At 60.8% G+C, this 25,082-nt stretch carries 22 protein-coding genes and 2 pseudogenes; 13 read left to right on the forward strand and 11 right to left on the reverse strand.

What is annotated here, in order from left to right; translation table 11 throughout:
• Window positions 1-32 precede the first annotated feature (32 nt).
• Together M0746_RS25780 and M0746_RS25785 are read left to right on the forward strand one after the other, a co-directional pair.
• Window positions 33-1,217, forward strand: coding sequence for a DUF3142 domain-containing protein (locus tag M0746_RS25780; RefSeq protein ID WP_258451096.1), 1,185 nt, complete (start codon window positions 33-35; stop codon window positions 1,215-1,217).
• On the forward strand, window positions 1,204-3,342 hold the full coding sequence (locus tag M0746_RS25785) for a hypothetical protein (protein WP_258451097.1): 2,139 nt from the start codon (window positions 1,204-1,206) through the stop codon (window positions 3,340-3,342). Before M0746_RS25780 ends, M0746_RS25785 begins: the two co-directional genes overlap by 14 nt.
• Here the strand turns inward: M0746_RS25785 and M0746_RS25790 are convergent.
• Window positions 3,339-3,968, reverse strand: a complete 630-nt coding sequence (locus tag M0746_RS25790) for a LysE family translocator (RefSeq protein ID WP_258451098.1) — start codon at window positions 3,966-3,968, stop codon at window positions 3,339-3,341. The two genes, M0746_RS25785 and M0746_RS25790, sit on opposite strands and share 4 nt — an antisense overlap.
• A 144-nt stretch (window positions 3,969-4,112) precedes the next feature.
• On the opposite strand from M0746_RS25790, the gene M0746_RS25795 reads away from it, so the two are divergent.
• Complete coding sequence (locus M0746_RS25795; protein ID WP_258451099.1) at window positions 4,113-4,586, forward strand: Lrp/AsnC family transcriptional regulator; 474 nt, start codon at window positions 4,113-4,115, stop codon at window positions 4,584-4,586.
• 86 nt (window positions 4,587-4,672) lie between these two features.
• Here the strand turns inward: M0746_RS25795 and lpdA are convergent, their stop codons facing one another.
• Complete coding sequence (gene lpdA, locus M0746_RS25800) at window positions 4,673-6,073, reverse strand: dihydrolipoyl dehydrogenase (protein ID WP_258451100.1); 1,401 nt, start codon at window positions 6,071-6,073, stop codon at window positions 4,673-4,675.
• Window positions 6,074-6,283: 210 nt separating this feature from the next.
• Here lpdA and hflK (M0746_RS25805) point away from each other — a divergent pair, with 210 nt between their 5' ends.
• From hflK (M0746_RS25805) to cfaB, 5 genes are all read left to right on the forward strand, one after another.
• On the forward strand, window positions 6,284-8,245 hold the full coding sequence (gene hflK, locus M0746_RS25805; RefSeq protein ID WP_258451101.1) for a protease modulator HflK: 1,962 nt from the start codon (window positions 6,284-6,286) through the stop codon (window positions 8,243-8,245).
• The gene (hflC, locus tag M0746_RS25810; RefSeq protein WP_258451102.1) at window positions 8,242-9,288 is read left to right on the forward strand and encodes a protease modulator HflC; all 1,047 of its coding nucleotides are present in this window, start codon (window positions 8,242-8,244) and stop codon (window positions 9,286-9,288) included. The genes hflK (M0746_RS25805) and hflC overlap by 4 nt, the downstream gene beginning before the upstream one ends.
• The gene (hflK, locus tag M0746_RS25815; RefSeq protein WP_258451103.1) at window positions 9,285-10,334 is read left to right on the forward strand and encodes a protease modulator HflK; all 1,050 of its coding nucleotides are present in this window, start codon (window positions 9,285-9,287) and stop codon (window positions 10,332-10,334) included. The genes hflC and hflK (M0746_RS25815) overlap by 4 nt, the downstream gene beginning before the upstream one ends.
• Window positions 10,331-12,238 carry a cation-translocating P-type ATPase gene (locus M0746_RS25820; RefSeq protein WP_258451104.1) on the forward strand — a complete coding sequence of 636 codons (1,908 nt, stop codon included), beginning with the start codon at window positions 10,331-10,333 and terminating at the stop codon, window positions 12,236-12,238. The genes hflK (M0746_RS25815) and M0746_RS25820 overlap by 4 nt, the downstream gene beginning before the upstream one ends.
• 207 nt (window positions 12,239-12,445) lie before the next feature.
• On the forward strand, window positions 12,446-13,633 hold the full coding sequence (gene cfaB, locus M0746_RS25825; protein ID WP_258451105.1) for a C17 cyclopropane fatty acid synthase CfaB: 1,188 nt from the start codon (window positions 12,446-12,448) through the stop codon (window positions 13,631-13,633).
• 30 nt (window positions 13,634-13,663) lie between these two features.
• On the opposite strand, the gene cls is transcribed toward cfaB, so the two are convergent.
• Window positions 13,664-15,103 (reverse strand): cardiolipin synthase, encoded by a 1,440-nt coding sequence (cls, locus tag M0746_RS25830; RefSeq protein WP_258451106.1) that lies wholly within the window; start codon window positions 15,101-15,103, stop codon window positions 13,664-13,666.
• A 131-nt stretch (window positions 15,104-15,234) separates the two neighbouring features.
• Between cls and M0746_RS25835 the strand changes: the two genes are divergently transcribed.
• Window positions 15,235-15,753, forward strand: a complete 519-nt coding sequence (locus M0746_RS25835) for a DUF3617 domain-containing protein (RefSeq protein WP_258451107.1) — start codon at window positions 15,235-15,237, stop codon at window positions 15,751-15,753.
• Window positions 15,754-15,762: 9 nt separating this feature from the next.
• Here the strand turns inward: M0746_RS25835 and M0746_RS25840 are convergent, their stop codons facing one another.
• The 5 genes and pseudogenes from M0746_RS25840 to M0746_RS25860 all read right to left on the reverse strand — a co-directional run bounded on the left by M0746_RS25840 (window position 15,763) and on the right by M0746_RS25860 (window position 19,557).
• Window positions 15,763-16,638 carry a metal ABC transporter substrate-binding protein gene (locus tag M0746_RS25840; protein ID WP_258451108.1) on the reverse strand — a complete coding sequence of 292 codons (876 nt, stop codon included), beginning with the start codon at window positions 16,636-16,638 and terminating at the stop codon, window positions 15,763-15,765.
• A gap of 11 nt (window positions 16,639-16,649) precedes the next feature.
• Window positions 16,650-17,516, reverse strand: coding sequence for a metal ABC transporter permease (locus M0746_RS25845; protein WP_258451109.1), 867 nt, complete (start codon window positions 17,514-17,516; stop codon window positions 16,650-16,652).
• Window positions 17,516-18,183, reverse strand: a pseudogene (locus M0746_RS25850) (metal ABC transporter ATP-binding protein). Before M0746_RS25850 ends, M0746_RS25845 begins: the two are co-directional and overlap by 1 nt.
• On the reverse strand, window positions 18,180-19,076 hold the full coding sequence (folE2, locus tag M0746_RS25855) for a GTP cyclohydrolase FolE2 (RefSeq protein ID WP_258451110.1): 897 nt from the start codon (window positions 19,074-19,076) through the stop codon (window positions 18,180-18,182). Before folE2 ends, M0746_RS25850 begins: the two are co-directional and overlap by 4 nt.
• A gap of 104 nt (window positions 19,077-19,180) precedes the next feature.
• Window positions 19,181-19,557: pseudogene (locus M0746_RS25860) on the reverse strand (glutamine synthetase).
• Between the two features lie 185 nt (window positions 19,558-19,742).
• On the opposite strand from M0746_RS25860, the gene zigA reads away from it, so the two are divergent.
• Together zigA and M0746_RS25870 are read left to right on the forward strand one after the other, a co-directional pair.
• Window positions 19,743-20,948: a zinc metallochaperone GTPase ZigA gene (gene zigA, locus M0746_RS25865; RefSeq protein ID WP_258451111.1), complete on the forward strand. Its 1,206-nt coding sequence runs from the start codon at window positions 19,743-19,745 to the stop codon at window positions 20,946-20,948.
• A complete protein-coding gene (locus tag M0746_RS25870) occupies window positions 20,948-21,586 on the forward strand; it encodes a DUF1826 domain-containing protein (protein ID WP_258451112.1) in 639 nt (212 codons plus the stop codon). The genes zigA and M0746_RS25870 overlap by 1 nt, the downstream gene beginning before the upstream one ends.
• A gap of 4 nt (window positions 21,587-21,590) precedes the next feature.
• On the opposite strand, the gene M0746_RS25875 is transcribed toward M0746_RS25870, so the two are convergent.
• Window positions 21,591-21,947, reverse strand: a complete 357-nt coding sequence (locus tag M0746_RS25875; RefSeq protein WP_258451113.1) for an NADH:ubiquinone oxidoreductase — start codon at window positions 21,945-21,947, stop codon at window positions 21,591-21,593.
• Between the two features lie 27 nt (window positions 21,948-21,974).
• Here M0746_RS25875 and M0746_RS25880 point away from each other — a divergent pair, with 27 nt between their 5' ends.
• Window positions 21,975-22,940 (forward strand): CobW family GTP-binding protein, encoded by a 966-nt coding sequence (locus M0746_RS25880; protein ID WP_258451114.1) that lies wholly within the window; start codon window positions 21,975-21,977, stop codon window positions 22,938-22,940.
• Window positions 22,941-22,946: 6 nt separating this feature from the next.
• Here M0746_RS25880 and M0746_RS25885 read toward each other — a convergent pair whose 3' ends face one another.
• The gene (locus M0746_RS25885; RefSeq protein ID WP_208941021.1) at window positions 22,947-23,360 is read right to left on the reverse strand and encodes a DUF3301 domain-containing protein; all 414 of its coding nucleotides are present in this window, start codon (window positions 23,358-23,360) and stop codon (window positions 22,947-22,949) included.
• A gap of 117 nt (window positions 23,361-23,477) precedes the next feature.
• On the opposite strand from M0746_RS25885, the gene pdxY reads away from it, so the two are divergent.
• Window positions 23,478-24,350 (forward strand): pyridoxal kinase PdxY, encoded by an 873-nt coding sequence (gene pdxY / locus M0746_RS25890; RefSeq protein WP_208939185.1) that lies wholly within the window; start codon window positions 23,478-23,480, stop codon window positions 24,348-24,350.
• Between the two features lie 126 nt (window positions 24,351-24,476).
• Here pdxY and M0746_RS25895 read toward each other — a convergent pair whose 3' ends face one another.
• Window positions 24,477-24,959 (reverse strand): acyl-CoA thioesterase, encoded by a 483-nt coding sequence (locus M0746_RS25895; RefSeq protein WP_016772447.1) that lies wholly within the window; start codon window positions 24,957-24,959, stop codon window positions 24,477-24,479.
• Window positions 24,960-25,082: the final 123 nt, after the last annotated feature.

Genomic DNA, 25,082 nt, shown 5'->3' on the forward strand with positions numbered 1-25,082 from the left:
CTTGCGGCCTCGTTCTTAAGGATCTGCAAGGTATGCGGCGTCTCGTCGGTCTATGTATTTTGATGCTGCTGTGTGCCTGCAAACCGCAGGATGCGCCGCCTCTCGACCAGCAACTGTATGTCTGGCAACGCCAGTGGACGCCTGCCCACGAGGCGGCGTTGCGTGACAGCCGCGCTGATTTTTCCACGCTGCGGGTGCTGGCGCTGCAAGCCTTTCCGAACGCAGGCTGGAGCCGGGCACGGGTCGATGCGCCGTTGCTGAAGGCCGATGGCCGGGGATTGATCGCGGTAGTCCGCCTCGACGGCCAACTCAAGGCGCTGGATCAGGAGCAGGTCACCGCGCAGATTCTGCAAATGCTCGCCGATTGGCAGGCGCAGGGCCTGCCAGTGAGCGGCATCGAAATCGACCACGATGCCGGCAACGAGCGGTTACCGGCCTACGCTGAATTCCTCAAACAGCTGCGCTCGGCATTGCCGTCGACGTTGCCGCTGAGCATCACCGCGCTGCCGGCCTGGCTCGACAGTCCGCAACTGCCCGCGCTGCTGCAAACCGTCGACAGCAGCGTGCTGCAAGTGCATGCGGTCAGCGATCCTCGGCGCGGTCTGTTCGATCCCGAGCAAGCGTTGAAATGGGCCAAGGGCTGGGCGCAGATCACTGACAAGCCGTTCTATCTGGCACTGCCCGCCTATGGCGTGGCGTTGTTGCCGGATGACGGTGGGGCGCCGGTGGTGGAAAGCGAGGTGCGATTGGAGCGGGGCGGTCAGCGTCGGGAACTGCTTGCCGATCCGCTGCAATTGAGCCGGCTCGGCCAAACATTACGTGATGATCCGCCGAAGCATCTTGCGGGGCTGATCTGGTTTCGCCTGCCGCTGGCCAATGATCGGCGCGCCTGGAGCCTGACTACGCTGGCGGCGGTTGCCCGTGGCGATCAACTGACCAGTCGGCTCGGCGTGACGCTCAGCGAACACGCCGGCCTCTACGACATCCAGCTCGTCAACACGGGCAATCTCGACAGCGCCTGGCCTGCGCAAATCACCCTGAAGGCAAAAAACTGCGAGGGCGCCGATGCGCTCGCCGGTTACTCGTTGCAACAAAGTGCTGATCTGCTTACCTTCACCCGCCTGCGCGACGGCCGCTTGCCAGCGGGCGGACGACGCGCCATCGGTTGGGCGCGTTGCGCCACTATTGATCAAGGAGGTTCGCATGTTGTCCCGTAACTGGCCGCGTCATCTGCTTTGCCTGAGCCTCAGCCTGCCGTTGGGTTCGGCGCTGGCCTGCGGGCCGGATTTCCCGATGCGCCTGCTCGACGATCGCGGTCAGACCCTGGCCGATCTGCCCGAAGGCAATTTCAATTTCGAACTCAGCCGCCTCGGCAAAACCATTGCCGGACTGAAGAACGCAACTGCCATCACGCACAATCCCAACGATCTGTACGGCGAAGAAAACGCTGCCGCCGTCGCTCGGGAACAAGCCGAGCAGGCAGGCCTGAGCGCCGAGCAGCAAGCCCTGGTCAAGAAAGTGCGTGCGCTGACCGATGCACGTCAGGCCGAAATGCAGGGCGCCAGTCTGCCCGAGGAAATTCGTTGGTACGTTGCTGGTGCGGTGGCCTTCGCCACCGGTGATCGGCAACAGGCAATCGAATATTTCAACAAAGTGCTGGCGCTGCCGGCCGATCAGCGGCCGCTGCGCAGCACCTGGGCGGCTTATTCACTTGGCCGCACATGGCTGGCGGCGAGCGCCGAGGCCGCCGATGCGATCTCCGCACTGGAACAGGCGCGCGCGGCGTACCGCCAGACACGGCAGCTGAGCATCGATGGCTTCAGTGATCCGCTGGAACTGGGCGTGGCCAGCCTCGGCGAGGAAGCACGGGTGCTGCGCAGTGCCGGTGACTGGAGCGGCGCCATCGAATTGTATGAAGCGCAGAATCTGCACGGATCGGCGGTGGGTTACACCTCGCTGAAACAACTGATGAACGAACTGGCGGAGCTTCCCGAGGCTGAGCTGGCGAAACTGCTCGAGCATAAAGCGGTGCAGCAACTGGTCACGGCTTCCTTGGTCAGCCGGCAGGGTTGGTCATTCGGTGATCAGCCACCGAACGAAAAGAAACTGGTGACGCTGCTGCAAAACAGCACCCGAGGCAGCCTGGACAATGCCGATCGTCTGGCGGCGATAAGTTATCAACAGGGTGATTACGCAAGCGCCAAAGCCTTTTTGGTAAATGCTGGAGACGGCGGACTTGCCTGGTGGTTGCGGGCCAAACTGGCCGTACGTGACGGCGATAAAACGGCCGCCGCCGCAGCGTATGCGAAAGCCGCTCAAGCCTTTCCGCAGACTGAGGATTGGGGTTATCGGCGCACACCGGACTGGGCGTTTGAAACCGTGCAGCCGAAGTGCCGGGTCGAGGGCGAGCGCGCGATCCTGGCGTTGCAACGCGGCGAGTACCTGCAAGCGTTCGTGCAGCTGTATCGCAGCAACAGCGTCTATTGGTTCGACGCCGCGACTGTCGCCGAGCGCGTGCTGACGGTTGATGAGCTGAAACGCTACGTCGACGACAACGTCCCTGCGCCGCCGGCGCTGACCCCGCAGGAGCGCGACAACTATGTGCCGCTGCCGGTGGCTGCCAGCCTGCGCAATCTGCTCGGTCGACGTCTGTTGCGCGAAGGCCATTATCAGGAGGCGGTGGCTTATTTCGACAACCCGGACCTGCAGAAAAAGGCGCGCCTCTACGGCGAACAACGTCTGAAGGCTGACGCCGCGTGGTGGCCGACTAAACGTGCCAGTGCCTTGTACAACGCCGCGTGGACAGCCCGCGAATGGGGCATGGATATTCTCGGTTACGAAATGGCCCCGGATTACGCCACGTTCGGCGGCAATTACAGCCTGGAAAGCGCCGAGCTGAAGGTCGGCCCGCTGGTGTCCGAAGCGGAAGTGCAACGCCAGCAGGCCAGCGCTGCGCAGCCGGATCAGCGTTACCACTATCGGTTTGTCGCCACGGCTTTGGCAGGTCGCGCCGCCGATAACCTGCCGCATACCAGTCAGGCCTTTGCCGCTGTTCTGTGTAATGCGGCCGGCTGGAACAGCAGCCTGGAAGACCAGAGCGCGTTGTATCAACGTTACGTCAAGCAAGGCCCTTACGTGCCTTGGGCGGTGGACTTTGGCAATCAATGTCCGTACCCGGATTTCGAAAACGCCGACAAGCGTTACGTGACTCAAGTCACCGATGCCGTGCGCTCATCGCTGCGGCCGTACAAGTGGCCGGTGCAGATCGGCGCGCTGGGGCTGGTGGTCGCTGCGGCGTTGCTGCTGATCAGCCGCCGCCGGCGCAAGGCCGGCAAAGGCTAGGCCTGCTGGACAAAGGTCAGGCGCACGGCAAAGGCAATCAACAGGCTGCCGAACAGCCACTGCTGCACGCGTTGGGCCGTTGGATGATGTTGTAACCAACGACCCAGCGCGGCCCCGGTCAGGGCATACGCGCTGTCGAACATAAAGCCGATGCCGACCAGCAATGCGCCAAGCACGGCGAACTGGCTGAGCACCGGCGTACCGTCATTGGCGATGAATTGCGGCAACAGCACCGAGCAGAACAGCAACGCCTTGGGGTTGAGCAGGTTGGTCAGCAGACCTCGGCGAATGGCCGTGCGCCATTGCCTGTGGCTGTCGGCGATGGCTTCGGCGTTGAGCGGCGGCAGCAAGGTGCTGCGCAGGCAGTGCAGGCCGATCCATAGCAGATACGCTGCGCCGGCCAGGCGAACCACCTCGAAGGTCCACGGCGCCGCCTTGAACAGCGCCGCCAGCCCCAACGCCGCGAGCGCAACATGACAAGCGCGAGCGATGCCCAGACCGATGGCGGTGGCCAGTGCCGGCCCGCGACCCTGACGGGCGCCGGTCTGCAGCAACAGAATCATGTCCGGGCCGGGCAGTAAAAGAACCACAGCCAAAGCCAGGAAAAACAGCCAGAGATTTGTCATGTTGCAGCCCTTGCGCAGTTGATTCGATCGGCCAATTCTAGGGCTGAAGGCCGGCGCAGGTGCTTGCGTAGTCCGCTTCAATAGCGCTGTGTTTTGGCATAACCTGCTGGTTTTCTGCGCCAAAACCATCGGGATATGCCAACCATGAAACTCGACGCTTTCGATCGCAAGATTCTCGCCGCGCTGCAACGCAACGGCCGCCTTAGCAATGTCGAGCTGGCGGAGGAAATCGGCCTGTCAGCCTCGCCGTGCCTGCGCCGGGTGCGCATGCTGGAAGAGGCGGGGGTGATTCGTGGTTACCAGGCCAACGTTGATCGCGATGAAGTCGGCCTGGGGCTGACGGTGTTTGTCGGGGTCAAGGTCGAGCGGCACAACGAAGAACGGGCCAACGCGTTCTATGCCGCGGTCACCGCATTGCCGGAAGTGATTTCCGCGTTTCTGGTGTCGGGCGAGTCGGATTTTCTGCTGCAAGTGGTGGTACCGGACTTGCGTGCCTACGACCGTTTTGTCAGCAGTCATCTGTTGAAACTGCCGGGAGTCAGCGACATTCGCAGCAATTTCGCGATTCATACGGTGAAGACGCCAGGGCCATTGCCGCTGGGGCATCTGCCGGTTTGAGAACGGGCTGTCTTTATCGCTGGCGGGGCTAACTCCCACGACATTCACCGTGGGAACCAGCCTGCTGGCGATAGCCCGTTCAGCGCTTACATCTGTGTTGCCATCCCCTCAACATTCATCGCCGCCTGACGCAACGCCTCGGAACGGGTCGGGTGTGGGTGACAGGTCAGGGCAATGTCTTCAGCCGAAGCGCTGAATTCCATCGCCACGCAGAACTCGCCAATCATCTCGCTGACGCTCGGGCCGACCAGATGCACGCCTAGCACTTCATCGGTGCGCTCGTCAGCGAGGACTTTGGCAAAGCCTTCGGTCTCGTGGTTGATCTTCGCTCGGCTGTTCGCGGTAAAGGGAAATTTGCCGACCTTGTAGGTGCGACCTTCAGCCTTCAGTTGCTCCTCGGTCTTGCCGACGCTGGCCAGTTCCGGTTTGGTGTAGATCACGTTGGGGATCAGCTCGTAATTGACCTCGCCGGCCTTGCCGAGGATCTGCTCGACACAGGCCATGGCTTCGTCTTCGGCCTTGTGCGCGAGCATCGGCCCGGACGTCACATCGCCGATCACCCAAACGCCGGGAGCCTCGGTACGGTGTTGTTTGTTGGTGAGCATGCCGCGCTTGTCGGTGCTCAAGCCGACATTTTCCAAGCCCAGACCGTGCGTGTAGGGGCGACGACCGATGGCCACCAACACGTAATCGGCCTCCAGCGACTCGGCGCTGCCGCCGGCGGCGGGCTCGACAGTGAGTTGCACGCCGCTGGCGGAGGGGGTGGCGCCGGTGACTTTCGAACTCAGTTTGAAGCTGATGCCCTGCTTGCTCAGCGCGCGCTGCAAGGTTTTGCCGGCCTCAGCGTCGACACCGGGGCAAATGCGGTCGAGGTATTCGATCACCGTCACCTGCGCACCGAGGCGTCGCCAGACTGAGCCAAGCTCCAGACCGATCACGCCGGCACCGATGACCACCAGATGGCGGGGCACTTCGCTCAGGGACAGCGCGCCGGTGGAATCGAGGATGCGCTGATTGTCGATCTCGACGCCGGGCAGGGGAGTGGGCTCTGAACCGGTGGCGATGATGATGTCTTTCGCGGTCAGTTCGACCTTGTTGCCCTGATGATCAGTCACGCTGACTTTGCCAGGGCCGTCGATGTGGCCCCAGCCCTTGATCCAGTCGACTTTGTTTTTGCGAAAGAGAAACTCGATGCCCTTGGTCAGGCCAGCGACGCTTTCATCTTTCTGTTTCATCATCTGCGCCAGGTTCAAAGTCGGTTTGACCTCAATGCCCAGATTGGCGAATTCCGCACCCATCGCCGCGTCGTACAGCTCCGAGGCATGCAGCAAGGCCTTTGACGGCATACAGCCGACATTCAGACAAGTGCCGCCGAGCGTTGCGCGCCCTTCCACGCAAGCAGCCTTGAGGCCCAACTGACCGGCGCGAATCGCCGCGTTATAGCCACCGGGGCCACCACCCAGAATGACCACATCATAGTTGCTCATACGCTTGCTCCTGATCGATGGATGCGGATCGCTAACGTTAGCCTCGATAAAAAATTACGAACGTAATATGTGCGCATTCCAACATTTCAGTCAAGGCTTCAGGCAAGCGACAGGTCGGGCATCTTTGAATAAGCGCGAATATCGACGAATATTTCACGCTTTTCGTTATATCGTAACGACACGAACGCGGACCAATCAGTTTGGGGTGATATGCAAGTCGATCTGCAGGTTGAGGGCACGCAAGTGGCCGGGCTGCCACGGTTCCAGCAGGCAGCCGTTCAGGGCCGGCGGCTACGGCGTTGGGCGCTGGGTCTTGGCGGGCTGGCAGGGGCGGGCGTGGTGCTGGCGCTGTTTGTCGGATTGTTCGCGCCGCAGTCATTGTGGCAACCGTTGTTGCTCAATCAAAGTGCCGCGTTGCTGGTGTTGGTCGCAGGCTTGCAATCGGCCTGGTGGCTGACGCAATGGCGTACACGCGCGATAAATCCAACGCCCTCGACCGCGCTTGCAGGCGAAGAACTCGCGGCACCTGAAGGCTGGTACGAGCGCTTGCTCGATCGCCTGAGCCAGCGAGGTCTGCATCTGCTCGGCCAGATTGGCGCGGCGACGTTGTGGTTGGCCGGCTGGGCGTTGGCGGCGCTGCTCAGCGTTGACCAAGCGTGGAACCTGACATTGCCGAGCGCGGCGATGGGCCTGTCCGCCACCGTGGCGGGAGCACTGGGGTTGCTGTTGGCGTTCGGTTTGCTGGTGTTCGAAAGGCAACTGGCCCAGGACAACCCGGCGCAATGGCCGGAAGCAGGGTCATTGGCGCAACTGACGCGGGTGGCAATCATTACGCTGGTTTTGAGCGCGTTGTGTTTGTTGTTCGCGGGCGAAAACGCTGTGTGGCCGGTGCGTGTCGCCGTGCTGATCGGGCTCTTGCCGGGTCTCGTTGCTGTTGAATTCTTATTGCGTGCGGTGCTTTCGCTGTTCAGCCCCCGCCGCGAGCAGCTGGAACCGACGCTGCTGGCGCGCAGCTTTGTCGCCGACATGCTGCGCTGGCCACCGCAACCCTTGCTGGCCTTACAGCACGAAATGCACAACCGTTTTGGCATCGATCTGCGGCAGATCTGGGCGTTCAGTTTCATGCGCCGGGCATTGTTGCCGGTGTTGGCGCTGGTGGCGGTGGTGGGGTGGCTACTCACCGGCATTCATGAAATTCCCTTGCAGGGCCGGGGTATCTACGAACGTTTCGGCAAACCGGTGCAAGTGTTCGGCCCCGGTTTACAGGTGGGTTTGCCTTGGCCGCTGGGGCGTGTGCTGAGCGTTGAAAACGGCGTGGTGCATGAGCTGGCGACCAGCGTCGGCGAGAACCCGGCACCGCTGCAAGCCGACCCTGCCGAAGGCCCGGCGCCGGCCACAGCCAACCGCTTGTGGGACGCCAGTCACGTCAATGACAAATCACAAGTCATCGCCAGCCGTCGCGGTGAGCAGCAGAGCTTCCAGATCGTCAACATGGACGTGCGTTTCGTCTATCGCATCGGCTTGAGTGATGAGGCCGCGCTGGCCGCCACCTATAACAGCGCCGATGTGCCGACGCTGATTCGCAGCACCGCGAGTCGGATTCTCGTGCACGATTTTGCTTCCCGTACGCTGGATGGTTTGCTCGGTGAGGACCGCGTCGACCTCGCTGAAGAGGTCGGTCGCGCGGTGCAAAGCGATCTGAATTCACTCAACAGCGGCGTAGAGATTCTCGCCACGGTGGTCGAGGCGATTCATCCGCCGGCCGGTGCGGCCAATGCCTATCACAGTGTGCAAGCTGCGCAGATCGGTGCGCAGGCGTTGATTGCCCGTGAGCGGGGTGCCGCTGCACAGGCGAGCAACCAGGCACTTTTGCAGGCCAGCCTTGCGCGTGATCTCGCCACTGCTAGCGCGCGGGAAATCGGTGCCACCGCGCAGGCAGCGGCTTCGAAATTCAACGCCGAACAGAAAGCCTACGCAAGTGCCGGTCAGGCCTTTGTACTCGAGCAATATTTCAGTCAGCTCAGCCAAGGCCTGAGCAAAGCGCGACTGCTGATCCTTGACCACCGATTGGGCGGCACGACCAACGCGCCGACCATCGATTTGCGCAATTTCACGCTGCCGGCAGACCCGACGCCCGCGCGCACCAACGCTCAACCAGGAGTTGCCCATTGAGCCAGTCGCCTACTCACGATTCGCATGACCACAGCGGCCACGATCACAGCCATGGCGCGCATCACCACCATCACGGGCATCACCATCACCACCACGGCGCGCCGCAAGAGGCTGGGCCGTTTCCGTGGCGGCGCATGGGTTGGGCAGCGTTGCTGGTCGTATTCGCGGTTGCAGCGGCGAGCCTGGTGCAAGTGCGCTCTGGTGAAGCCACGGTGATCACGCGCTTCGGCAATCCCTCGCGCGTCTTGCTGGATCCGGGCCTGAGCTGGCGCTGGCCGGCACCGTTTGAGGCAGCAATTCCGGTAGACCTGCGCTTGCGCACTACTTCCAGTGGTTTGCAGGATGTCGGTACTCGTGACGGCCTGCGCATTATCGTGCAGGCCTACGTGGCGTGGCAGGTGCAGGGCGACGCGGACAATGTGCAGCGTTTCATGCGCGCCGTGCAAAACCAGCCGGACGAAGCCGCGCGGCAGATTCGCACCTTCGTCGGCTCGGCGTTGGAAACCACGGCGAGCAGCTTTGATCTGGCGAGTCTGGTCAATACCGATGCCAACCAAGTACGCATCGGCGACTTCGAGACGCAGTTGCGTCGACAGATCGATCAGCAATTACTTGCGACTTACGGCGTTCGCGTCGTGCAAGTCGGCATCGAGCGGTTGACCCTGCCATCCGTCACACTCACCGCCACGGTCGATCGGATGCGCGCAGAGCGTGAAACCATCGCCACCGAACGCACAGCGATCGGTAAACGTGAAGCGGCGCAAATCCGATCCGCCGCCGAACGTGATGCACGCATCGTGCAGGCTGATGCGACCGTTAAAGCTGCCGACATCGAAGCGCAATCCCGCGTCGAAGCGGCGCAGATTTATGGCCGCGCCTACGCCAGTTCGCCGCAGCTCTACAACCTGCTGCGCTCGCTCGATACGCTCGGCACCATCGTCACGCCGGAAACCAAACTGATTTTGCGAACCGATGCGGCACCGTTTCGTGTGTTGGTTGACGGGTCGCCAGCGCTCGACAATAAAGCCGGATTGCAGCCATGACTGATGACGTTCCACGTGGAACACAAACATTGAATGGTCCCTGGATTCAGGCCGGGCGCTTGGCATTTCTTGCCTTGTATGCGGTGACGGTATTGGCCGCACTGGCTTGGGCGTTTTCCAATGTGCGGCAAATCGATCCGCAGAATCGCGCCGTAGTCTTGCATTTCGGTGCGCTGGATCGCATTCAGAATGCCGGGCTGCTATGGGCCTGGCCGCAGCCTTTCGAACAGGTGATCCTCCTGCCGGCAGCGGATCGGGTGATCGAGCGGCGTGTGGAAAACCTGTTGCGCAGCGACGAAGCATTGAAGGCAGATCGCGTCGCTTCGTTTGCCACGCCGTTGAGCGATGCGCTGGCGGGCTCGGGTTATTTATTGACCGGTGACGCCGGTGTCGTGCAACTGGATGTGCGGGTGTTCTACAAAGTCAGTGATCCGTACGATTTCGTCCTGCAGGGCAATCATGTCTTGCCGGCACTGGATCGGCTGGTGACGCGCAGTGCGCTGGCACTCACCGCCGCGCGGGATCTGGACACCATCCTGGTTGCACGTCCGGAGCTCATCGGTGCGGACAGCCAGGCCGCCGAGCGCCGTGAGCGGTTGCGCGGTGATCTGGTCCGCGCGATCAATCAGCGCCTGGCTGAACTTAAAGCGGGCGGGCAGGGCATTGGCGTCGAAGTGGCACGGGTCGATGTGCAATCGAGTCTGCCCGAGCCGGCAGTCAGCGCTTTCAATGCAGTCCTGACCGCCAGCCAACAAGCCGACAAAGCCGTCGCCAACGCGCGCACCGAGGCCGAAAAACTCACCCAGACCGCCAATGAACAAGCCGACCGCACACTGCAGATTGCCCACGCCCAGGCCGGCGAACGGTTGGCCAGAGCGTCGGCAGATACTGCCACGGTCGCGAGCCTCGCCAGGAATGCCGACCCGCAGTTGCTCTTGCGACTGTATCGCGAGCGCATGCCAAAGATTCTCGGCCAGGCCGGCTCGGTGACCACGGTCAACCCGAAAGACGATTCCCGTCTGATCATTCAGGGAGCCAGCCAATGACTGCGACCACCGCCACGCCGAGCCTGTTGTCCTCGGCCGAACAACGCCGCGCCGCACGGCAACTGACCCTGGCGATGCTTGCGCTGGGCTTGCTCGGTCTGGGCCTGATCTGGCGTTGGTGGCTGCCGGAGCAAACCGGGGTCAGCCAATTGCTGTTGGGCTTTGCCTCGTTAATGGTCGGGGTGTCGGTAATGCGCTCGGCATGGTACAGCCTGCGTTATCCGAGTTTGCATGGCATAACCGATCAACTGATTGCGCTGGCCATGCTTGGCGCTTGGGCGACAGGCGATTTGCTCACGGCGGCGTTGCTGCCGATCATCATGATCTTCGGCCATGTGCTGGAGGAACGCAGTGTCATCGGTTCGCAGGAAGCGATTCACGCGTTAGGGCAACTCACGCGTAGCCATGCGCGCAAAATCCAGGCGGACGGCTCGGTCATCGAGGTCGACAATGGCACCCTCAAACCTGGCGATACCGTTGAGGTGCGCGCCGGTGATCGCGTGCCAGCGGATGGCCGGGTTCTCTCCGGTCAGGCGAGTCTCGACACCGCGTCTATCACTGGCGAATCCGTGCCGGTCGAAGCCGGTGTCGGCATGAGCGTATTTGGCGGTGCGATCAACCTCGACGGATTGTTGCGCATCGAAGTGACGCGCACCGGTGACGAGTCGACGTTGGGCAAAGTCATCGCCCTGATGCAGAACGCCGAACGCTCGAAACCGCCGATCACCCGGCTGCTTGAACGTTACGCCGGCAGCTACATGATCCTGGTATTGCTGCTGGCCGCTGTGACCTGGTTCATCACCAACGATGCGCAAGCGATGCTCGCAGTGCTGGTTGCCGCTTGCCCATGCGCACTGGTGTTGTCGGCTCCCGCCACGGCGATTGCCGGCGTCGCGGTGGCGGCGCGTCACGGGATATTGATCCGCAGCTCGGCGTTCCTTGAGGAGCTGGCTGATCTGACATCATTGGTGGTCGACAAGACCGGGACGCTGACCTACGGCACCTTGCGTCTGCAGTCGATCGACTGCGCAGCAGCAGATCACGCAGCGGCGAAGACCTTGGCGGCCAGCCTCGGTGCAGCCAGCAGTCATCCGGTCAGCCGCGCCTTGGCGGGACTTGTCAGTCCACAAGTCTATTTGCCTTTGAGCGAGATTCAGGAGCGGCAGGGTCTGGGTGTTATCGCCATGACCGCGCAGGGTGAAGCGGCACTCGGGCGTCCGGAACTGTTCGCGCAGTTGGGCATCAGCACCACGGCCGTCCCAGAGCACGATGGGCCGATCGCCGGGCTGGCCTTGCGTGGTGAGTTTCTCGCCTGGCTGTTGTTGGCCGACAGCGTCAAACCAGAGGCACGCTTTGCCCTCAGAGAATTGCGTGAGTTGGGTCTTGGTCGCCAGCTGTTGTTAACCGGTGATCGTCAGAGTGTCGCGAACTCGTTGGCGCAGGAGGTCGGCTTGCACGAGGTTGAGGCGCAGGCCTTGCCGGAAGACAAACTCAATCGCGTGCTCAAGGAAATCGACAGTGGCTTCCGGCCAATGGTTGTCGGTGACGGCATCAACGATTCGCTCGCACTCAAGGCCGGTGTGGTTGGCGTGGCGATGGGCGCGGGCGGTGCGGACATCGCGCTGGCCTCGGCCGATATCGTGCTGATCGGCAGCGATCTGCGCCGGCTCGGTACTTGTGTGCGGCTGAGCCGTCAGTGCCGCAGAACATTGCAGGTCAATGTGATCATCGGCTTGGGCTGGACGCTGGCAATCGTCGTCTTCGCCGCATTTGGCTGGCTCGGTGCAGCCGGAGCGATGATCGCTGCACTGCTGCACAATCTGAGCACCTTGCTGGTGCTCGGGAATGCCGGTCGCTTGCTGCGGTTTCAGGAACCGTTGGCGAAAATGGATGATGAGCTTTGAAACGATTTGTAACGAACTGCTGGCCAAGTTAGCAGTCATTGGAAAAGAGGGCGCTCCATTTCAAGCTGGCATCGGTTGGAAGTCGTGGGTGCAGGATGGCCTGTTGGAGCGTCTGGAGCGATAGATAAGGCTAATCAGTTCGATAGCCTGCTATTTTTCTGCGATGGTCTACCCTCAGATCTGACGTCTGAAACAAGGGGGATTTCCATGCTCGCGCAACTTCCACCGGCCTTACAGAACCTGCAGCTTCCGCTTCGCCTGCGACTCTGGGACGGCCATGAATTCAATCTGGGGCCGACGCCCAGCGTTACCATCGTGGTCAAGGACCCACAGATGGTCACCCAGTTCACTCACCCAAGCCTCGATGCGCTGGGAGCGGCGTTCGTTGAAGGCAAACTTGAACTGGAGGGCTCGATCAGCGAGGTCATCCGCGTCTGCGATGAACTGAGCAGCGCATTGCTCGACGAAGAGGAGGGCAGTCAGCCGGCGCGGCCCTTGCACGACAAGGAAACCGACGCCAAAGCCATCTCTTACCACTACGACCTTTCCAATGCCTTCTACCAGCTGTGGCTGGACAGCGACATGGTGTATTCCTGCGCGTATTTCGAAACCGGCAGCGAAACCCTTGAGCAGGCGCAACAGGCCAAATTCCGCCATCTGTGCCGCAAGCTGCGCCTGCAGCCGGGCGAGTATCTGCTGGATGTCGGCTGCGGCTGGGGTGGCCTGGCGCGTTTCGCCGCGCGGGAATTCGGCGCCAAGGTCTTCGGTATCACGCTGAGCCAGGAGCAACTGAAGCTGGCGCGCGAACGGGTCAAGGCTGAGGGGCTGGAAGACCAGATCGAACTGCAACTGCTCGACTACCGCGATCTGCCCCAGGACGGGCGTTTCGACAAGGTCGTCAGTGTCGGCATGTTCGAACATGTCGGCCACGCCAATCTCGCCGAATACTGCAAAACCCTGTTTGGCGCGGTGAATGAGGGTGGCCTGGTGATGAACCATGGCATCACCGCCAAGCACACCGACGGCCGGCCAGTAGGACGCGGCGCCGGCGATTTCATCGAGAAGTATGTTTTCCCCAATGGCGAGTTGCCGCACCTGGCAATGATCTCCGCCGAGATCAGCGAAGCCGGGCTGGAGATCGTCGACGTGGAAAGCTTGCGCCTGCATTACGCGCGTACGCTGGACCATTGGAGCGAGCGTCTGGAGGACAATCTCGAAGCCGCTGGCAAACTGGTGCCGGATCAGGCGCTGCGCATCTGGCGTTTGTATCTGGCCGGCTGCGCTTATGCGTTTGCCCGTGGCTGGATCAATCTGCACCAGATCCTCGCAGTCAAAGCGCACGCCGATGGCAGCCATGAACTGCCGTGGACCCGCGACGACATCTATAACCCGTGAAGTCAAAGGCGTCCCCGCGCGTGGGCGCCTTTACAGAATCGGTGAGATCAGCCGGGCGATCCGCATGCCGACTTGTTGCAGGCGGTGGATTTCCCGGCTCTCTTCCTTGGCGATTTCATAAGCCTGGGCGAAGTCTGCTTCGAGCATTTGTTCCACGCTGGCAGCGAATGTGCTGTCGACGGTCAGCAGCATGACCTCGAAATTCAACCGGAACGAGCGGTTGTCCAGATTGGCGCTGCCGATCGCGCTGATCTCGCTGTCGATCAACACGACTTTCTGATGCAGAAATCCGGGCTCATAACGGAACACCCGCACGCCTGCGCGCACCGCTTCAAACGCATACAGGCTTGAGGCAGCGTAGACAATGCGATGATCCGGGCGCGACGGTAGCAGCAAGCGCACATCAACCCCGCGTAACACGGCCAGTCGTAGAGCGGCGAACACTGCTTCATCCGGGATGAAATAAGGGCTGGTGATCCATACCCGCTCGGTGGCAGCGTGGATCGCTTCGACAAAAAACAACGAGCAGGTTTCATAGGCATCGGCCGGGCCGCTGGCGAGCAATTGGCAGAGCACACCATCCTCCGGGTACGCGTCCGGCAGGATCAAGGGTGGCAGCGAGCGCGCCGCCCAGAACCAGTCCTCGGCGAAGGATTCCTGCATGCTCGCCACGACCGGGCCGCGGACTTGCACATGGGTGTCGCGCCACGGCGCCAGCGGTGGTTTCTCGCCCATGTATTCGTCGCCGACGTTGTGCCCGCCGACAAAACCGACGATGCCGTCGACCACCACAATCTTGCGGTGGTTACGAAAGTTGACCTGAAAACGGTTGAGCCAGCCACTGCGGGTGGCGAATGCTTTCACCGCAACGCCGCCGTCGCGCAATGCCTGCACATAGCTGTGGGGCAGGGCGTGGCTGCCGATGCGGTCGTAGAGCAGATGAATCGTCACGCCTTCGCCCGCTTTCCTCAGCAGCAGGTCGCGCAAGCGTTGCCCGAGGCGGTCGTCGTGGATGATGAAGAACTGCACCAGCACGGCTTCTTTAGCCTGCTCGATGGCACTGAAGATTGCTTCGAACGTGGCCGCGCCGTTTACCAGCAGCTGCACTTCATTGTTGGCCAGACACGGCATACGTCCGAGTTTGGGCATGGCGCGTAACGATGCGTACGCATTGGAGGCGCGGGCGGCGAGGGCTTCTTCGACCCACGGGCGCCAGTTCAGCTCGGAGATGGCCACGCGCATTTGTTCGTTGGCCTGGCGCCGCGCCTTGATGTAGCCGTCGAAGGTGCTGCGACCGAACACCAGATACGGAATAAGCGTGAGGTAAGGAATGAAGATCAGCGACAATGCCCATGCAATCGAACCTTGCGCGGTGCGCACGGTGAGCACCGCATGTATCGCGGCAATCGATCCGAGGGTGTGAATCAGCGCGATCAGATAACCGAAAATGTGCGGTCCAAAATAATCCATGGGGCAGCCTTGCTCCGGAAGATGCAATGCTTAACAGACCATGTTCTGCGGTGAATGTCGCTATTTAATTGGCCCATGAACCGAAGCAACCGGCCGGCGTCTAACGGCCACAACTGATCAGGAGTTTGTCGATGAACGTTCGTCTGCTGGGTTTGGCGCTGGGCCTGGGTTTGGCATTGCCGGTGGTTGCGCAAGCGCAGATGTTGCAGCCGGGGCTGTGGGAAATGACCTCGAGCAATTTGAAAGTCGACGATCAAGCGATGGACGTGCAGTCGATCCTCGGCCAGATTCAAGGCCAGATCACGCCGCAACAACGTGCGGCGCTGGAGAAGAACGGTATCAACATTGGCGGCAAGGGCATTCGTGCCTGTCTTACGCCGCAGCAAGTGGCGACCAATGATATTCCATTGGCCGATCCACAATCGGGCTGCAAGCAGCAGATCACCGAGCGCACCGGCAACCAGTGGAAATTCCGTTTCAGCTGCCCGAAAGCGCAGGGCACCGGGGTCGCGACTTTTCTCAGTGATCGCGAATTCACGACTGTCGCCAATGGCACGTTCAACGCCATCGGAATCAATCAGAAGGGGAGTCTGGAAACCCGCGCGGTGTGGCTGGGTCACGATTGCGGGACGGTGAAGCCCCGCGCTTGATGCTTCACGTCATGGCTGGCTCAACGCTTTGTACAGCGTGTTGAGGTTGTACTCGAACAGGCCGGTAAAGGTGCTCGCCGGCCCGCTCGCAGCGAGCGCGTCCGAGTACAACGTGCCGCCGATATGCGCGCCGCTCTCATCGGCGATCTGCTTGAGCAGGCGCGCGTCCTTGATATTCTCCATGAACACCGCTTTGACCTTGGCCTGACGGATCTGCGTAATCAGCGCGGCAACCTCAGCGGCTGACGGCTCGCGCTCGGTGGACAAACCTTGAGGCGCGATGAAGTCGATGCCGTAGGCCTGACCGAGGTAACCGAACGCATCGTGGCTGGTAACGATCTTGCGGTTGCCCGCAGGCAGCGAACCCAGTTTGCTTTTGGCTTCGGCGAGCAGGGCGTAGATCTGCTTCAGATAGGTTTGGCTGTTGCGCTCGTAGTCGACCTTGTTCGCCGGGTCAGCCGCTATCAACGCCTTGGTGATGTTGGCGATATACAGCTCGGCGTTGGCCAGATTGTGCCAGGCATGCGGATCGGGAACGCTTTCGCCGTCCTCATCCAGGGATCGCGGGATCACGCCACGGCTGGCACTGATCACTGTTGCCTGGGTGGCAGTGCTGGTGACCAGACGATCCAGCCATGGCTCGAAACCCAGTCCGTTTTTAATGATCAGTCTCGCCTTGAGCAGCGCTTTGGCATCATCCGGCGTTGGCTCGTAAGTGTGAGCGTCGGCATCCGCACCGACCATGCTGGTGATCTGCACATGCTCGCCGCCAATCTGATGAACCATGTCGGCGAGGATGCTGAAGCTGGTAACCACCGGCATTTTTTCCGCCGCCGACAATGACATCGACAGCAACAAGCTGAACAGCACGAGTAGGGCGCGCATCGGGAAACACCTCATTGGGATGTGAGCAAAGGCGGGCGGCGCAGCAGACCATGGACCGGCCCGACGATCACCGACAACAGATAGCCGGCTCCGGCGACCAGCACGATCGCCGGACCGCTGGGTAGCGAGTAATAAAACGACAGTAGCAATCCGAACCACACCGACAGGCACCCGATCACTGCCGCAACGGCAATCAGGGTCGGCAAGCGGCGACTCCAGAATCGCGAAGCCGCAGCGGGCAGCATCATCAGACCGACCACCATCAAGGCACCGATGGCCTGGAAACCGATGACCAGATTGAGCACCACCAAAGTCAGGAACACGCCGTGGGCCAGCGGGCCGAGGCGGCTGACCGTTCTCAAAAACAGTGGATCGAGGGTGTCGAGTACCAGCGGTTTATAGATCAGCACCATGGCGATCAGGCTGCTCGCCGAGACCCACAGCATGCCTTGCAACGTGGGTCCATCGACGGCCAAGGCTGAACCGAACAACAGATGCAGAAGGTCCAGGCGCTTTCCGGCGATACCGAGAATCAGCACGCCGCTGGCCAGTGAGATCGGGTAGATCGCAGCGAGGCTGGCGTCTTCACGCAAACCTGTGCGCCGAGTAATCCAGGCCGCCAGTCCGGCCATGCCCAAACCTGCGCCGAGGCCGCCGAAGGTCAGCGCCGGCAAACTGAACCCGGCGAACCAGAAGCCCAGCGCAGCGCCGGGCAAAATTCCATGGGCGACCGCATCGCCGATCAGGCTCATACGCCGCAGAATCAAGAACACCCCGAGTGGCGCCGTGCTGCAGGCCAGCACCAGGCCGCCGAACAGCGCTCGACGCATGAACATGAATTCGTGAAACGGTTGCCAGAGTTGGCTGACGGCGAGCATCAGGCCACCTGCGTGTGCGGCTTTTGCTCGATCAGCTCCGCGCTCGTCGCCAAGCGGCACTCGCGATGCTTGATCAGCAACGTGCTGGGAATGTGCTGGCGCACCGCTGCGAGGTCATGGCACACCACAACGAGGGTCCGGCCTTCACCATGCCAGGCGTGAATATGCTGCCAGAGCAGTTGTTGACCGAGTTCATCGAGCGCCGCGTGGGGTTCATCGAGCAGCAACACGGCAGCGTCGGTCAGGCTCAAGCGCGCGAGCAGAGCGCGTTGCAACTCACCGCCGGACAGCGCCATCAATGGCCGCCGTTCGAGCCCGTGCAAGTGCCAGTTTTCCAGTGCGGCTTGTAGCCGTTGTGCGCGCAGTTGCGTTGACAACCGGCGGCCCCAGAATCCCGCCGCCACCAGTTCTTGCAAATTGATTGGAAACTGACGATCGAGATGCTGCTGTTGCGGAAGAAAAGACACTCCGCTTTGCCGTGGAACACCGAGAGCGACCTTGCCCGCGAGTGGCTTTTGCAGGCCGGCGATGACTTTGAGCAGACTGCTTTTTCCGCAGCCATTGGCACCGATGATTGCTGTCAGTGAGCCACTGGCGAGCTGCAGGTTCAGCGGCGAAGTCAGCGGTTGGCCCGGAGCCCCCAGCTCAATGATTGGCAACGAATCATGCCGACTCCCGTTGCCATTGGCATTCAGCGACCGCGTCGTGCGCATGCAGGCTTTCGGCGTGGACAACGCGCAAATGGAACGCGCTGACCCCAGGGATGCGGCGTAGCGCCAGATTCAAGCGGCGTGCAGCGTCTTCGCAGAACATCAAATTTTGGCCATTGGCGAGAGCGAAGGCCTGCTCATCGGCGCGCTTTACCGCCGTTTGCACGGCGGTGCCGAGTGCCGCTTCGGCAGCGTTGATGATCGCAATCAGAGGCAACTCGTCGATGGATTCATCGAGATGAAGATGCAGTTGTGCGGTACTGCGCTGGCTGTGAGGCGTGGCGACGATGCCGCGAGAAGAGCCGAGCCACGCCAGGACATCGGCGTGTTGCAACGTCTGGTTGGCAAAATCATCAATGAATTGTTGCTGGATCATTTGTCTGGCTAATGCCGCTGAACAGGGGCAGGTCGAGGAATAGGGCAATTCAAGTTTTAGTTCCACGTGGAACATTTTCTTATTCAGCGTGGCGGCAACGCTCACTGGATAAGCTTTCCAGCCGGCCAATGGGCTGATTAGCGCAGGGCGTTTCATTAGCAGTTCAGTATGCAGCCGGAGATAAGCGCAGTTAGATAAGCCTTCATGGCTATCGAGAAATTGGCTGAGTACTTGAAGCAGTAAAGACGGCGAAAGCTCGTTCCGTTCAAGTGCATCCAGTGCCAGGTACAAGCGCGACATATGAATGCCCCGCGCTTCGCCATCATCGAGGCTTACCCCAGCGTCTGCCTTGGCGCTCAACGGCTTTCCTTGCAGGATGATCGGCAAAGCGATGCCCTGCATACCTACCCACTCAAGCGGCACGTTTTCGCGCAGAGCCTCTGCAGCAATATCCGGAAGTGTCAGTGAATTCATGGCTGTAACCGTCGACTAATACGAATCTAACGTTACAGTATAACAATGCGAAAATTAATGCTTGTTTCATGAATGAATTTTTACCGAAGCAAAACCACGCGTGCTCAGCACCCGGTAATTCGGCTACAGGTGAACTTCGAGCTCCCTCCGCCAGAGCTTGAAAAACGATTGATCGTGGTCCAGCCCACACGACGGGTGTAACCCACCCAGGCCTCCCCGTTCGAAGCGATACCTGTAAAAAAGTGAGCTGACCGAAACGGCTGTTGGTTTGCGCCCAATAGCGATGCCCGTCTTTTTCAAAGCCGCGTAAATAGAGCGTGTTGCCCAAGGTGTTCACGCTGTAGCTGTTGCCGTCGGCGTCCGCGCAGGCCAAGAGATTCGCACTGCGCGTACAGGTAGCCGCTGGGCCCGGCTGCGCCAGAATGCTTACGACGGGCAGCAGAGCACAGCTCAGCACAACCCCACGCAGCGCGTTTTTCATCATGGTTCGTGTCAAGCGCAGGCACCTCAGGCGAAACAAAAGCTGGTTTGCGTTGTTAGTTATAACATAACATAAAGCAGCACCTGCCCCAGTCCATGATTTTGGTTTTTCAGATGCTTACGTGGGGCGATGGGTGAACAGCGATGGGATATTCGCCAAATGCGCACAGAACACAGGATTATCCAATGTCAGAAAAATTGTCCGTCACCGTGCTTTCAGGATTTCTGGGTGCCGGAAAAAGTACGCTTTTGAATTACGTACTACGTAACCGAAGTGGAATGCGCGTGGCTGTAATCGTCAATGATATGAGTGAGATCAATATCGATGGCAGCGAAGTCCAGCGTGATGTCAGCCTTAACCGCGCTGAAGAAAAAATAGTCGAAATGAGCAACGGCTGTATCTGTTGTACGTTACGCGAGGACCTGCTCGTAGAAGTCAGTAAGCTTGCCCGCGAAAACCGCTTCGATTATTTGCTCATCGAATCCACCGGCATTTCCGAGCCGCTGCCCGTCGCGGAAACGTTCACCTTTCGCGATGAACACGGCCAAAGCCTGTGCGACGTCGCCCGTCTCGACACCATGGTGACGGTGGTCGACGGCGTGAATTTCCTCCCCGATTACCAAGCGGCAGAAAGCCTGGCTTCTCGTGGCGAAGAGCTGGCAGAGGAAGACGAACGCTCGATTACCGACCTGTTGATCGAGCAAATCGAATTCGCCGACGTGCTGTTGATCAGCAAGATCGACCTGATCAGCCAGCCGGAACGTGAAGAACTGATCGCCATCCTCAAACGCCTGAATGCTCAGGCCGAAATCATCCCGATGGTGATGGGCGAGGTGCCGCTGGAGAAACTGCTGAACACCGGCCGTTTCGACTTTGACAAAGCCGCACAAGCACCAGGTTGGCTCAAGGAGCTGCGCGGTGAGCACATTCCGGAAACCGATGAGTACGGCATCGCCTCGACGGCGTACCGCGCTCGGCGGCCTTTTCACCCGCAGCGCTTCTTCGACTTCATCAACCGCCCGTGGCAGAACGGCAAATTGCTGCGCTCCAAAGGTTTTTTCTGGCTGGCGAGCAAACCCACCGATGCCGGTAGCTGGTCGCAGGCCGGTGGCTTGATGCGCCACGGTTATGCCGGGCGCTGGTGGCGGTTCGTACCGAAAGACCAATGGCCACAGGATCAGGAAAGCAGCGCAGCCATCTTGGAAAACTGGACGCCGAGCGTAGGAGATTGCCGCCAGGAGCTGGTATTCATTGGCCAGAACATCGATTTCCCACAGCTGACTGCCGAGCTGGATGCCTGCTTGCTCAACGATGATGAAATGGCGCTGGGTGCCGAAGGCTGGCGATCGCTCGCGGACCCGTTCGGCCCTTGGTACGAAGAGGCTGCCTGATGTCTGCAATCCAGAGGCTAAAAAACCGTCATCAGCACCACGGCCCGACCCCGCAAGCGCTGACACGAATTCTCGAAGACGACGTCAATCTGGCCGCCTGGCAGCGACAGTTGCCACTGCACATCAGCGAGTTTGCCGATGGGCTGCTGTCGCTCAACCAGCCGTTGGCGCAGTCGCTGTGCCTGGAGTTGCCAGAAGAAGACGCAGAACCGGATCTCACCGGGCTGGCTGCGGAGTTTCGCGATGTGCAGGGTTACGAAAGCTTTATCGCTGATGTGCAATGGCTGGTCAGCGCTTTTGCCTGCTTGCTCGGTGCGCGGCGGATCGGTCTTCGCCTGCGGGTGCTGAACAACGCCATGTGCCCGCGTTTCCACGTTGATCACGTACCGGTGCGGCTGATCACGACTTACGCCGGCGTCGGCAGCCAGTGGCTCGAGGAGGGTGCGATGGACCGCCGTCAACTCGGCCAGGCCAACGCCGAGCCCCAGGCGGATATCCGGCAACTCAACAGCGGCGATGTTGCATTACTGAAGGGCGAGAAATGGCATGGCAACGAAGGTTTCGGCATGATCCACCGCTCGCCGCAACCGCCAGCGGGCGAGCGTCGCTTGATCCTGACCCTCGACTGGCTTGGCTGATGCCTCAAGGCTTGAGCCACGACCCCTGGCTCTGAGTTTCGCAATACGGCTTCAGGTACGCCGCATCAGTGGCGACACCGTAATAGTGGATGTCCTGGCGATAGGGCATATTGGCGACTTGCGCGTTGCTGCACACGCCAAACGCACCGCTCGGGCATTGGTCGACGTATTGCACTTCGACTTTTTGCCCGGCCAGGGTCGGCTGGCAGAAGCCGTCATTGAACAGTTTCTCGGGAATGTTGCGGTTCTGCTGACAGACTTTGACGTCGAGCCGCTCGCCCTGACTGTGCACCACACAGGCCTGGGCCCACGCTTCGCTCGACAGCAGCGCCAACAGCAACGACCATCCCATCCAACGCATCTTCGAATCTCCGAAAAACTTGCCGCCATGTTGCAGAACATTCCCACCCATGTCATTGCTGGCCCTTTGGGCGCAGGCAAAACCAGTCTGATTCGCCAGCTCATGGCCCAGCGTCCGGCTGGCGAACGCTGGGCGGTGTTGATCAATGAGTTCGGCCAGATCGGCCTGGATGCTGCCTTGCTGAGCCGTGACGCAGCGGGTACCGACCTGGCCGAAGTCGCCGGCGGCTGTCTGTGTTGCGTCAACGGCGCGCCATTCCAGATTGGCCTCGCCCGGTTGCTGCGCAAGGCGCAGCCGGATCGCTTGTTCATCGAACCGTCCGGGCTGGGCCATCCGCTGCAGTTGCTCAGGCAATTGAGCGAGGCGCCTTGGCAGGGCGTACTGGCGGTGCAACCGAGTGTACTGGTGCTCGATGCTCAGGCACTGCACGCAGGACAAGCACTGCCAGCAGCGCAACAACAGGCGTTGGGCAGTACCGGGCTGTTATTGATGAACAAAGCCGAAGGCCTTGATGAGGACCAACGGCAGAAAATCGCCAGACAGTTGCCGCCGGTCAGGCTGATCTGGACCCGCCAGGCGCAATTGTCTTTGGGTGATCTGCCGGGCTTGTCCACGCAAGCGATGAGCGGCGCAAATAACTTGCTCATTCCTGAAGGGCCGACGCAGCTTCCGGCAGTCTGGAGCGATCCGACCGTGCCGATCTGCCTGAGTCAGGCGCAGGAGGGCGGCTGGAGCATCGGTTGGCGCTGGCATCCGCACCAGACGTTCGACAAACAGCGTGTCGCAGGTTGGCTGAAGAGCCTTCACTGGAAGCGGGCAAAACTGGTGATCCACAGCGCAGATGGCTGGGTGTCGGCAAATGCGCTGGATAACGCCAGTCTCGAATGGCAAACCAGCGAATGGCGCAAAGACTCGCGAATCGAGCTGATCTTTGCTGAGCCACAAAACATCGATCAATTGCAGGCGGGACTCGCGCGGTGTCGGCTGCCGTAAGTCAGCTCAGGGCTTCCACTTGGTGTGTTCCTGACGCCACTGACTCAGCTCGATCACTTCGGCGCGCGGTTTGCTGACTTCTACCACTGGCGGGGAATCGTCGAACGGCGCGGGGTAGGGCGCCAGTTCGATCTGCGCACTGTGCGCGCCAAACTGGGTGATGGTGCCGTTGTGCCGGGTTTCGCCGGTCACGGTGAACTCGAAGTTGTAGACCCGCGCCAGGCGCCGCCGACCGCTGGCGTCCTTGATCAGGCCGATTTTCTTCAACGCGACGTTGCCGTCGAGCAATTCGACGCCGACATTAGTGCAATGTTGCTTGACCCGCTCCAGCGCGCGCTCGCGCAAGCCGTGGTTATGCCATAACCAGGCGCCGCCAGCGGCGAACAGCATCAGCACGAAGATGTTTTCCAGGGTCAGCATCAACATCGAACTCCAAAAGATGGCGTCAGCTTAACTGCGTCGCCGGTCTGTCGTACAGGCTGCGTTTCGTCGCATACTGCGCGGCTTGAATTTCAATCGTTTTACGGAATGACCCGAATGAAACGTACGCCTCATCTGCTCGCCATCCAGTCCCACGTGGTGTTCGGCCACGCCGGCAACAGCGCCGCGGTTTTTCCGATGCAGCGGGTCGGCGTCAACGTCTGGCCGCTCAACACTGTGCAGTTTTCCAACCACACCCAATACGGTCAGTGGGCGGGTGAAGTGCTGGCGCCACAGCAGATTCCCGCGCTGATCGAAGGGATTGCCGCCATTGGTGAACTGGGCAACTGTGATGCGGTGCTGTCCGGCTACCTCGGCAGCGCCGCGCAGGGCCGTGCGATTCTCAGCGGCGTGGCGCGCATCAAAGCGGTCAATCCGAAGATGCTGTATCTGTGTGACCCGGTGATGGGTCACCCGGAGAAAGGCTGCAGCGTGCCGACCGAGGTCAGTGATTTCCTGCTGGATGAGGCGGCAGCGGTGGCGGACATCATGTGCCCGAACCAGTTGGAGCTGGACAGCTTTTCCGGGCGCAAGCCGCAGTCGTTGTTCGATTGCCTGGCGATGGCGCGGGCGCTGCTGACGCGCGGGCCGAAAGCGGTGCTGGTCAAGCATCTGGACTATCCGGGCAAACCGGCCGATGGCTTCGAAATGTTGCTGGTAACCGCTGAGGGCAGTTGGCACCTGCGCCGTCCACTGCTGGCGTTTCCGCGTCAGCCGGTGGGCGTGGGCGATCTGACGTCCGGTCTGTTTCTGGCGCGAGTGCTATTGGGCGACAGTCTGCTCGCCGCGTTCGAGTTCACCGCAGCGGCGGTGCACGAGGTGCTGCTGGAGACCCAGGCGTGTGCCAGTTACGAGTTGCAACTGGTGCGGGCGCAGGACCGGATTGCGCATCCGCGGGTGAAGTTCGAAGCGACGGCGATCAGTCTGTAGGGCTGCGTTGCCCCATTCGCGAGCAGGCTCGCTCCCACAGGTACAGCGTCAACTCTGTGGGAGCGTTGCCAATGTGGGAGCGAGCCTGCTCGCGAAAGCTATCTATCCAGCAATATCAAAGGATGATCAAGCGTCGCCCTTGATCTCCTGATAACGCTTTTCCAGCTCCTGACGAATCTGCCGACGTTGCTGCGCCTGCATGAAGCGGCGCTTGTCTTCGCTGTTCTGCGGTTGCAGCGGCGGTACGGCGGCGGGTTTGCGCTGGTCATCCACGGCGACCATGGTGAAGAAACAGCTGTTGGTGTGGCGCACCGAGCGCTCGCGGATGTTCTCGGTGACCACTTTGATGCCGACTTCCATCGAGGTATTGCCGGTGTAGTTGACCGACGCGAGGAAGGTCACCAGTTCGCCGACATGGATCGGCTCACGGAAAATCACCTGATCCACTGACAGGGTCACCACGTAGCGGCCGGCATAACGGCTGGCGCAGGCGTAGGCCACTTCGTCGAGGTATTTGAGCAGCGTACCGCCGTGGACGTTGCCAGAGAAGTTGGCCATATCGGGGGTCATCAGTACCGTCATCGACAGCTGGGCGTTTCCGGGTTCCATAACGTTCTCACGGGTCAAGGCGGGTGGCTGAAAGCACTTCTGCGGGTGCCTGGTCGCTTATCGAAAGCACCGTTATCGGGACGCCGGGCGCAGGCTCGCCGTCACGCCGGAATCGATCTGTTT

Source organism: Pseudomonas sp. S11P7 (assembly GCF_023195435.1).
Taxonomy (GTDB): Bacteria; Pseudomonadota; Gammaproteobacteria; order Pseudomonadales; family Pseudomonadaceae; genus Aquipseudomonas; species Aquipseudomonas fluorescens_G.

Bases quoted from the DNA above. Each gene is read 5' to 3' on its own strand.
- M0746_RS25885 (WP_208941021.1), bottom strand. From the start codon at position 23,360: ATGCTGACCCTGGAAAACATCTTCGTGCTGATGCTGTTCGCCGCTGGC.
- M0746_RS25795 (WP_258451099.1), top strand. From the start codon at position 4,113: ATGAAACTCGACGCTTTCGATCGCAAGATTCTCGCCGCGCTGCAACGC.
- lpdA (WP_258451100.1), bottom strand. From the start codon at position 6,073: ATGAGCAACTATGATGTGGTCATTCTGGGTGGTGGCCCCGGTGGCTAT.
- M0746_RS25790 (WP_258451098.1), bottom strand. From the start codon at position 3,968: ATGACAAATCTCTGGCTGTTTTTCCTGGCTTTGGCTGTGGTTCTTTTA.
- M0746_RS25785 (WP_258451097.1), top strand. From the start codon at position 1,204: ATGTTGTCCCGTAACTGGCCGCGTCATCTGCTTTGCCTGAGCCTCAGC.
- M0746_RS25880 (WP_258451114.1), top strand. From the start codon at position 21,975: ATGTTGCAGAACATTCCCACCCATGTCATTGCTGGCCCTTTGGGCGCA.
- M0746_RS25835 (WP_258451107.1), top strand. From the start codon at position 15,235: ATGAACGTTCGTCTGCTGGGTTTGGCGCTGGGCCTGGGTTTGGCATTG.
- M0746_RS25845 (WP_258451109.1), bottom strand. From the start codon at position 17,516: ATGCTCGCCGTCAGCCAACTCTGGCAACCGTTTCACGAATTCATGTTC.
- M0746_RS25820 (WP_258451104.1), top strand. From the start codon at position 10,331: ATGACTGCGACCACCGCCACGCCGAGCCTGTTGTCCTCGGCCGAACAA.
- M0746_RS25875 (WP_258451113.1), bottom strand. From the start codon at position 21,947: ATGCGTTGGATGGGATGGTCGTTGCTGTTGGCGCTGCTGTCGAGCGAA.
- M0746_RS25840 (WP_258451108.1), bottom strand. From the start codon at position 16,638: ATGCGCGCCCTACTCGTGCTGTTCAGCTTGTTGCTGTCGATGTCATTG.
- M0746_RS25870 (WP_258451112.1), top strand. From the start codon at position 20,948: ATGTCTGCAATCCAGAGGCTAAAAAACCGTCATCAGCACCACGGCCCG.
- zigA (WP_258451111.1), top strand. From the start codon at position 19,743: ATGTCAGAAAAATTGTCCGTCACCGTGCTTTCAGGATTTCTGGGTGCC.
- pdxY (WP_208939185.1), top strand. From the start codon at position 23,478: ATGAAACGTACGCCTCATCTGCTCGCCATCCAGTCCCACGTGGTGTTC.
- cls (WP_258451106.1), bottom strand. From the start codon at position 15,103: ATGGATTATTTTGGACCGCACATTTTCGGTTATCTGATCGCGCTGATT.
- hflK (WP_258451101.1), top strand. From the start codon at position 6,284: ATGCAAGTCGATCTGCAGGTTGAGGGCACGCAAGTGGCCGGGCTGCCA.
- M0746_RS25780 (WP_258451096.1), top strand. From the start codon at position 33: ATGCGGCGTCTCGTCGGTCTATGTATTTTGATGCTGCTGTGTGCCTGC.
- folE2 (WP_258451110.1), bottom strand. From the start codon at position 19,076: ATGAATTCACTGACACTTCCGGATATTGCTGCAGAGGCTCTGCGCGAA.
- M0746_RS25895 (WP_016772447.1), bottom strand. From the start codon at position 24,959: ATGGAACCCGGAAACGCCCAGCTGTCGATGACGGTACTGATGACCCCC.
- cfaB (WP_258451105.1), top strand. From the start codon at position 12,446: ATGCTCGCGCAACTTCCACCGGCCTTACAGAACCTGCAGCTTCCGCTT.
- hflK (WP_258451103.1), top strand. From the start codon at position 9,285: ATGACTGATGACGTTCCACGTGGAACACAAACATTGAATGGTCCCTGG.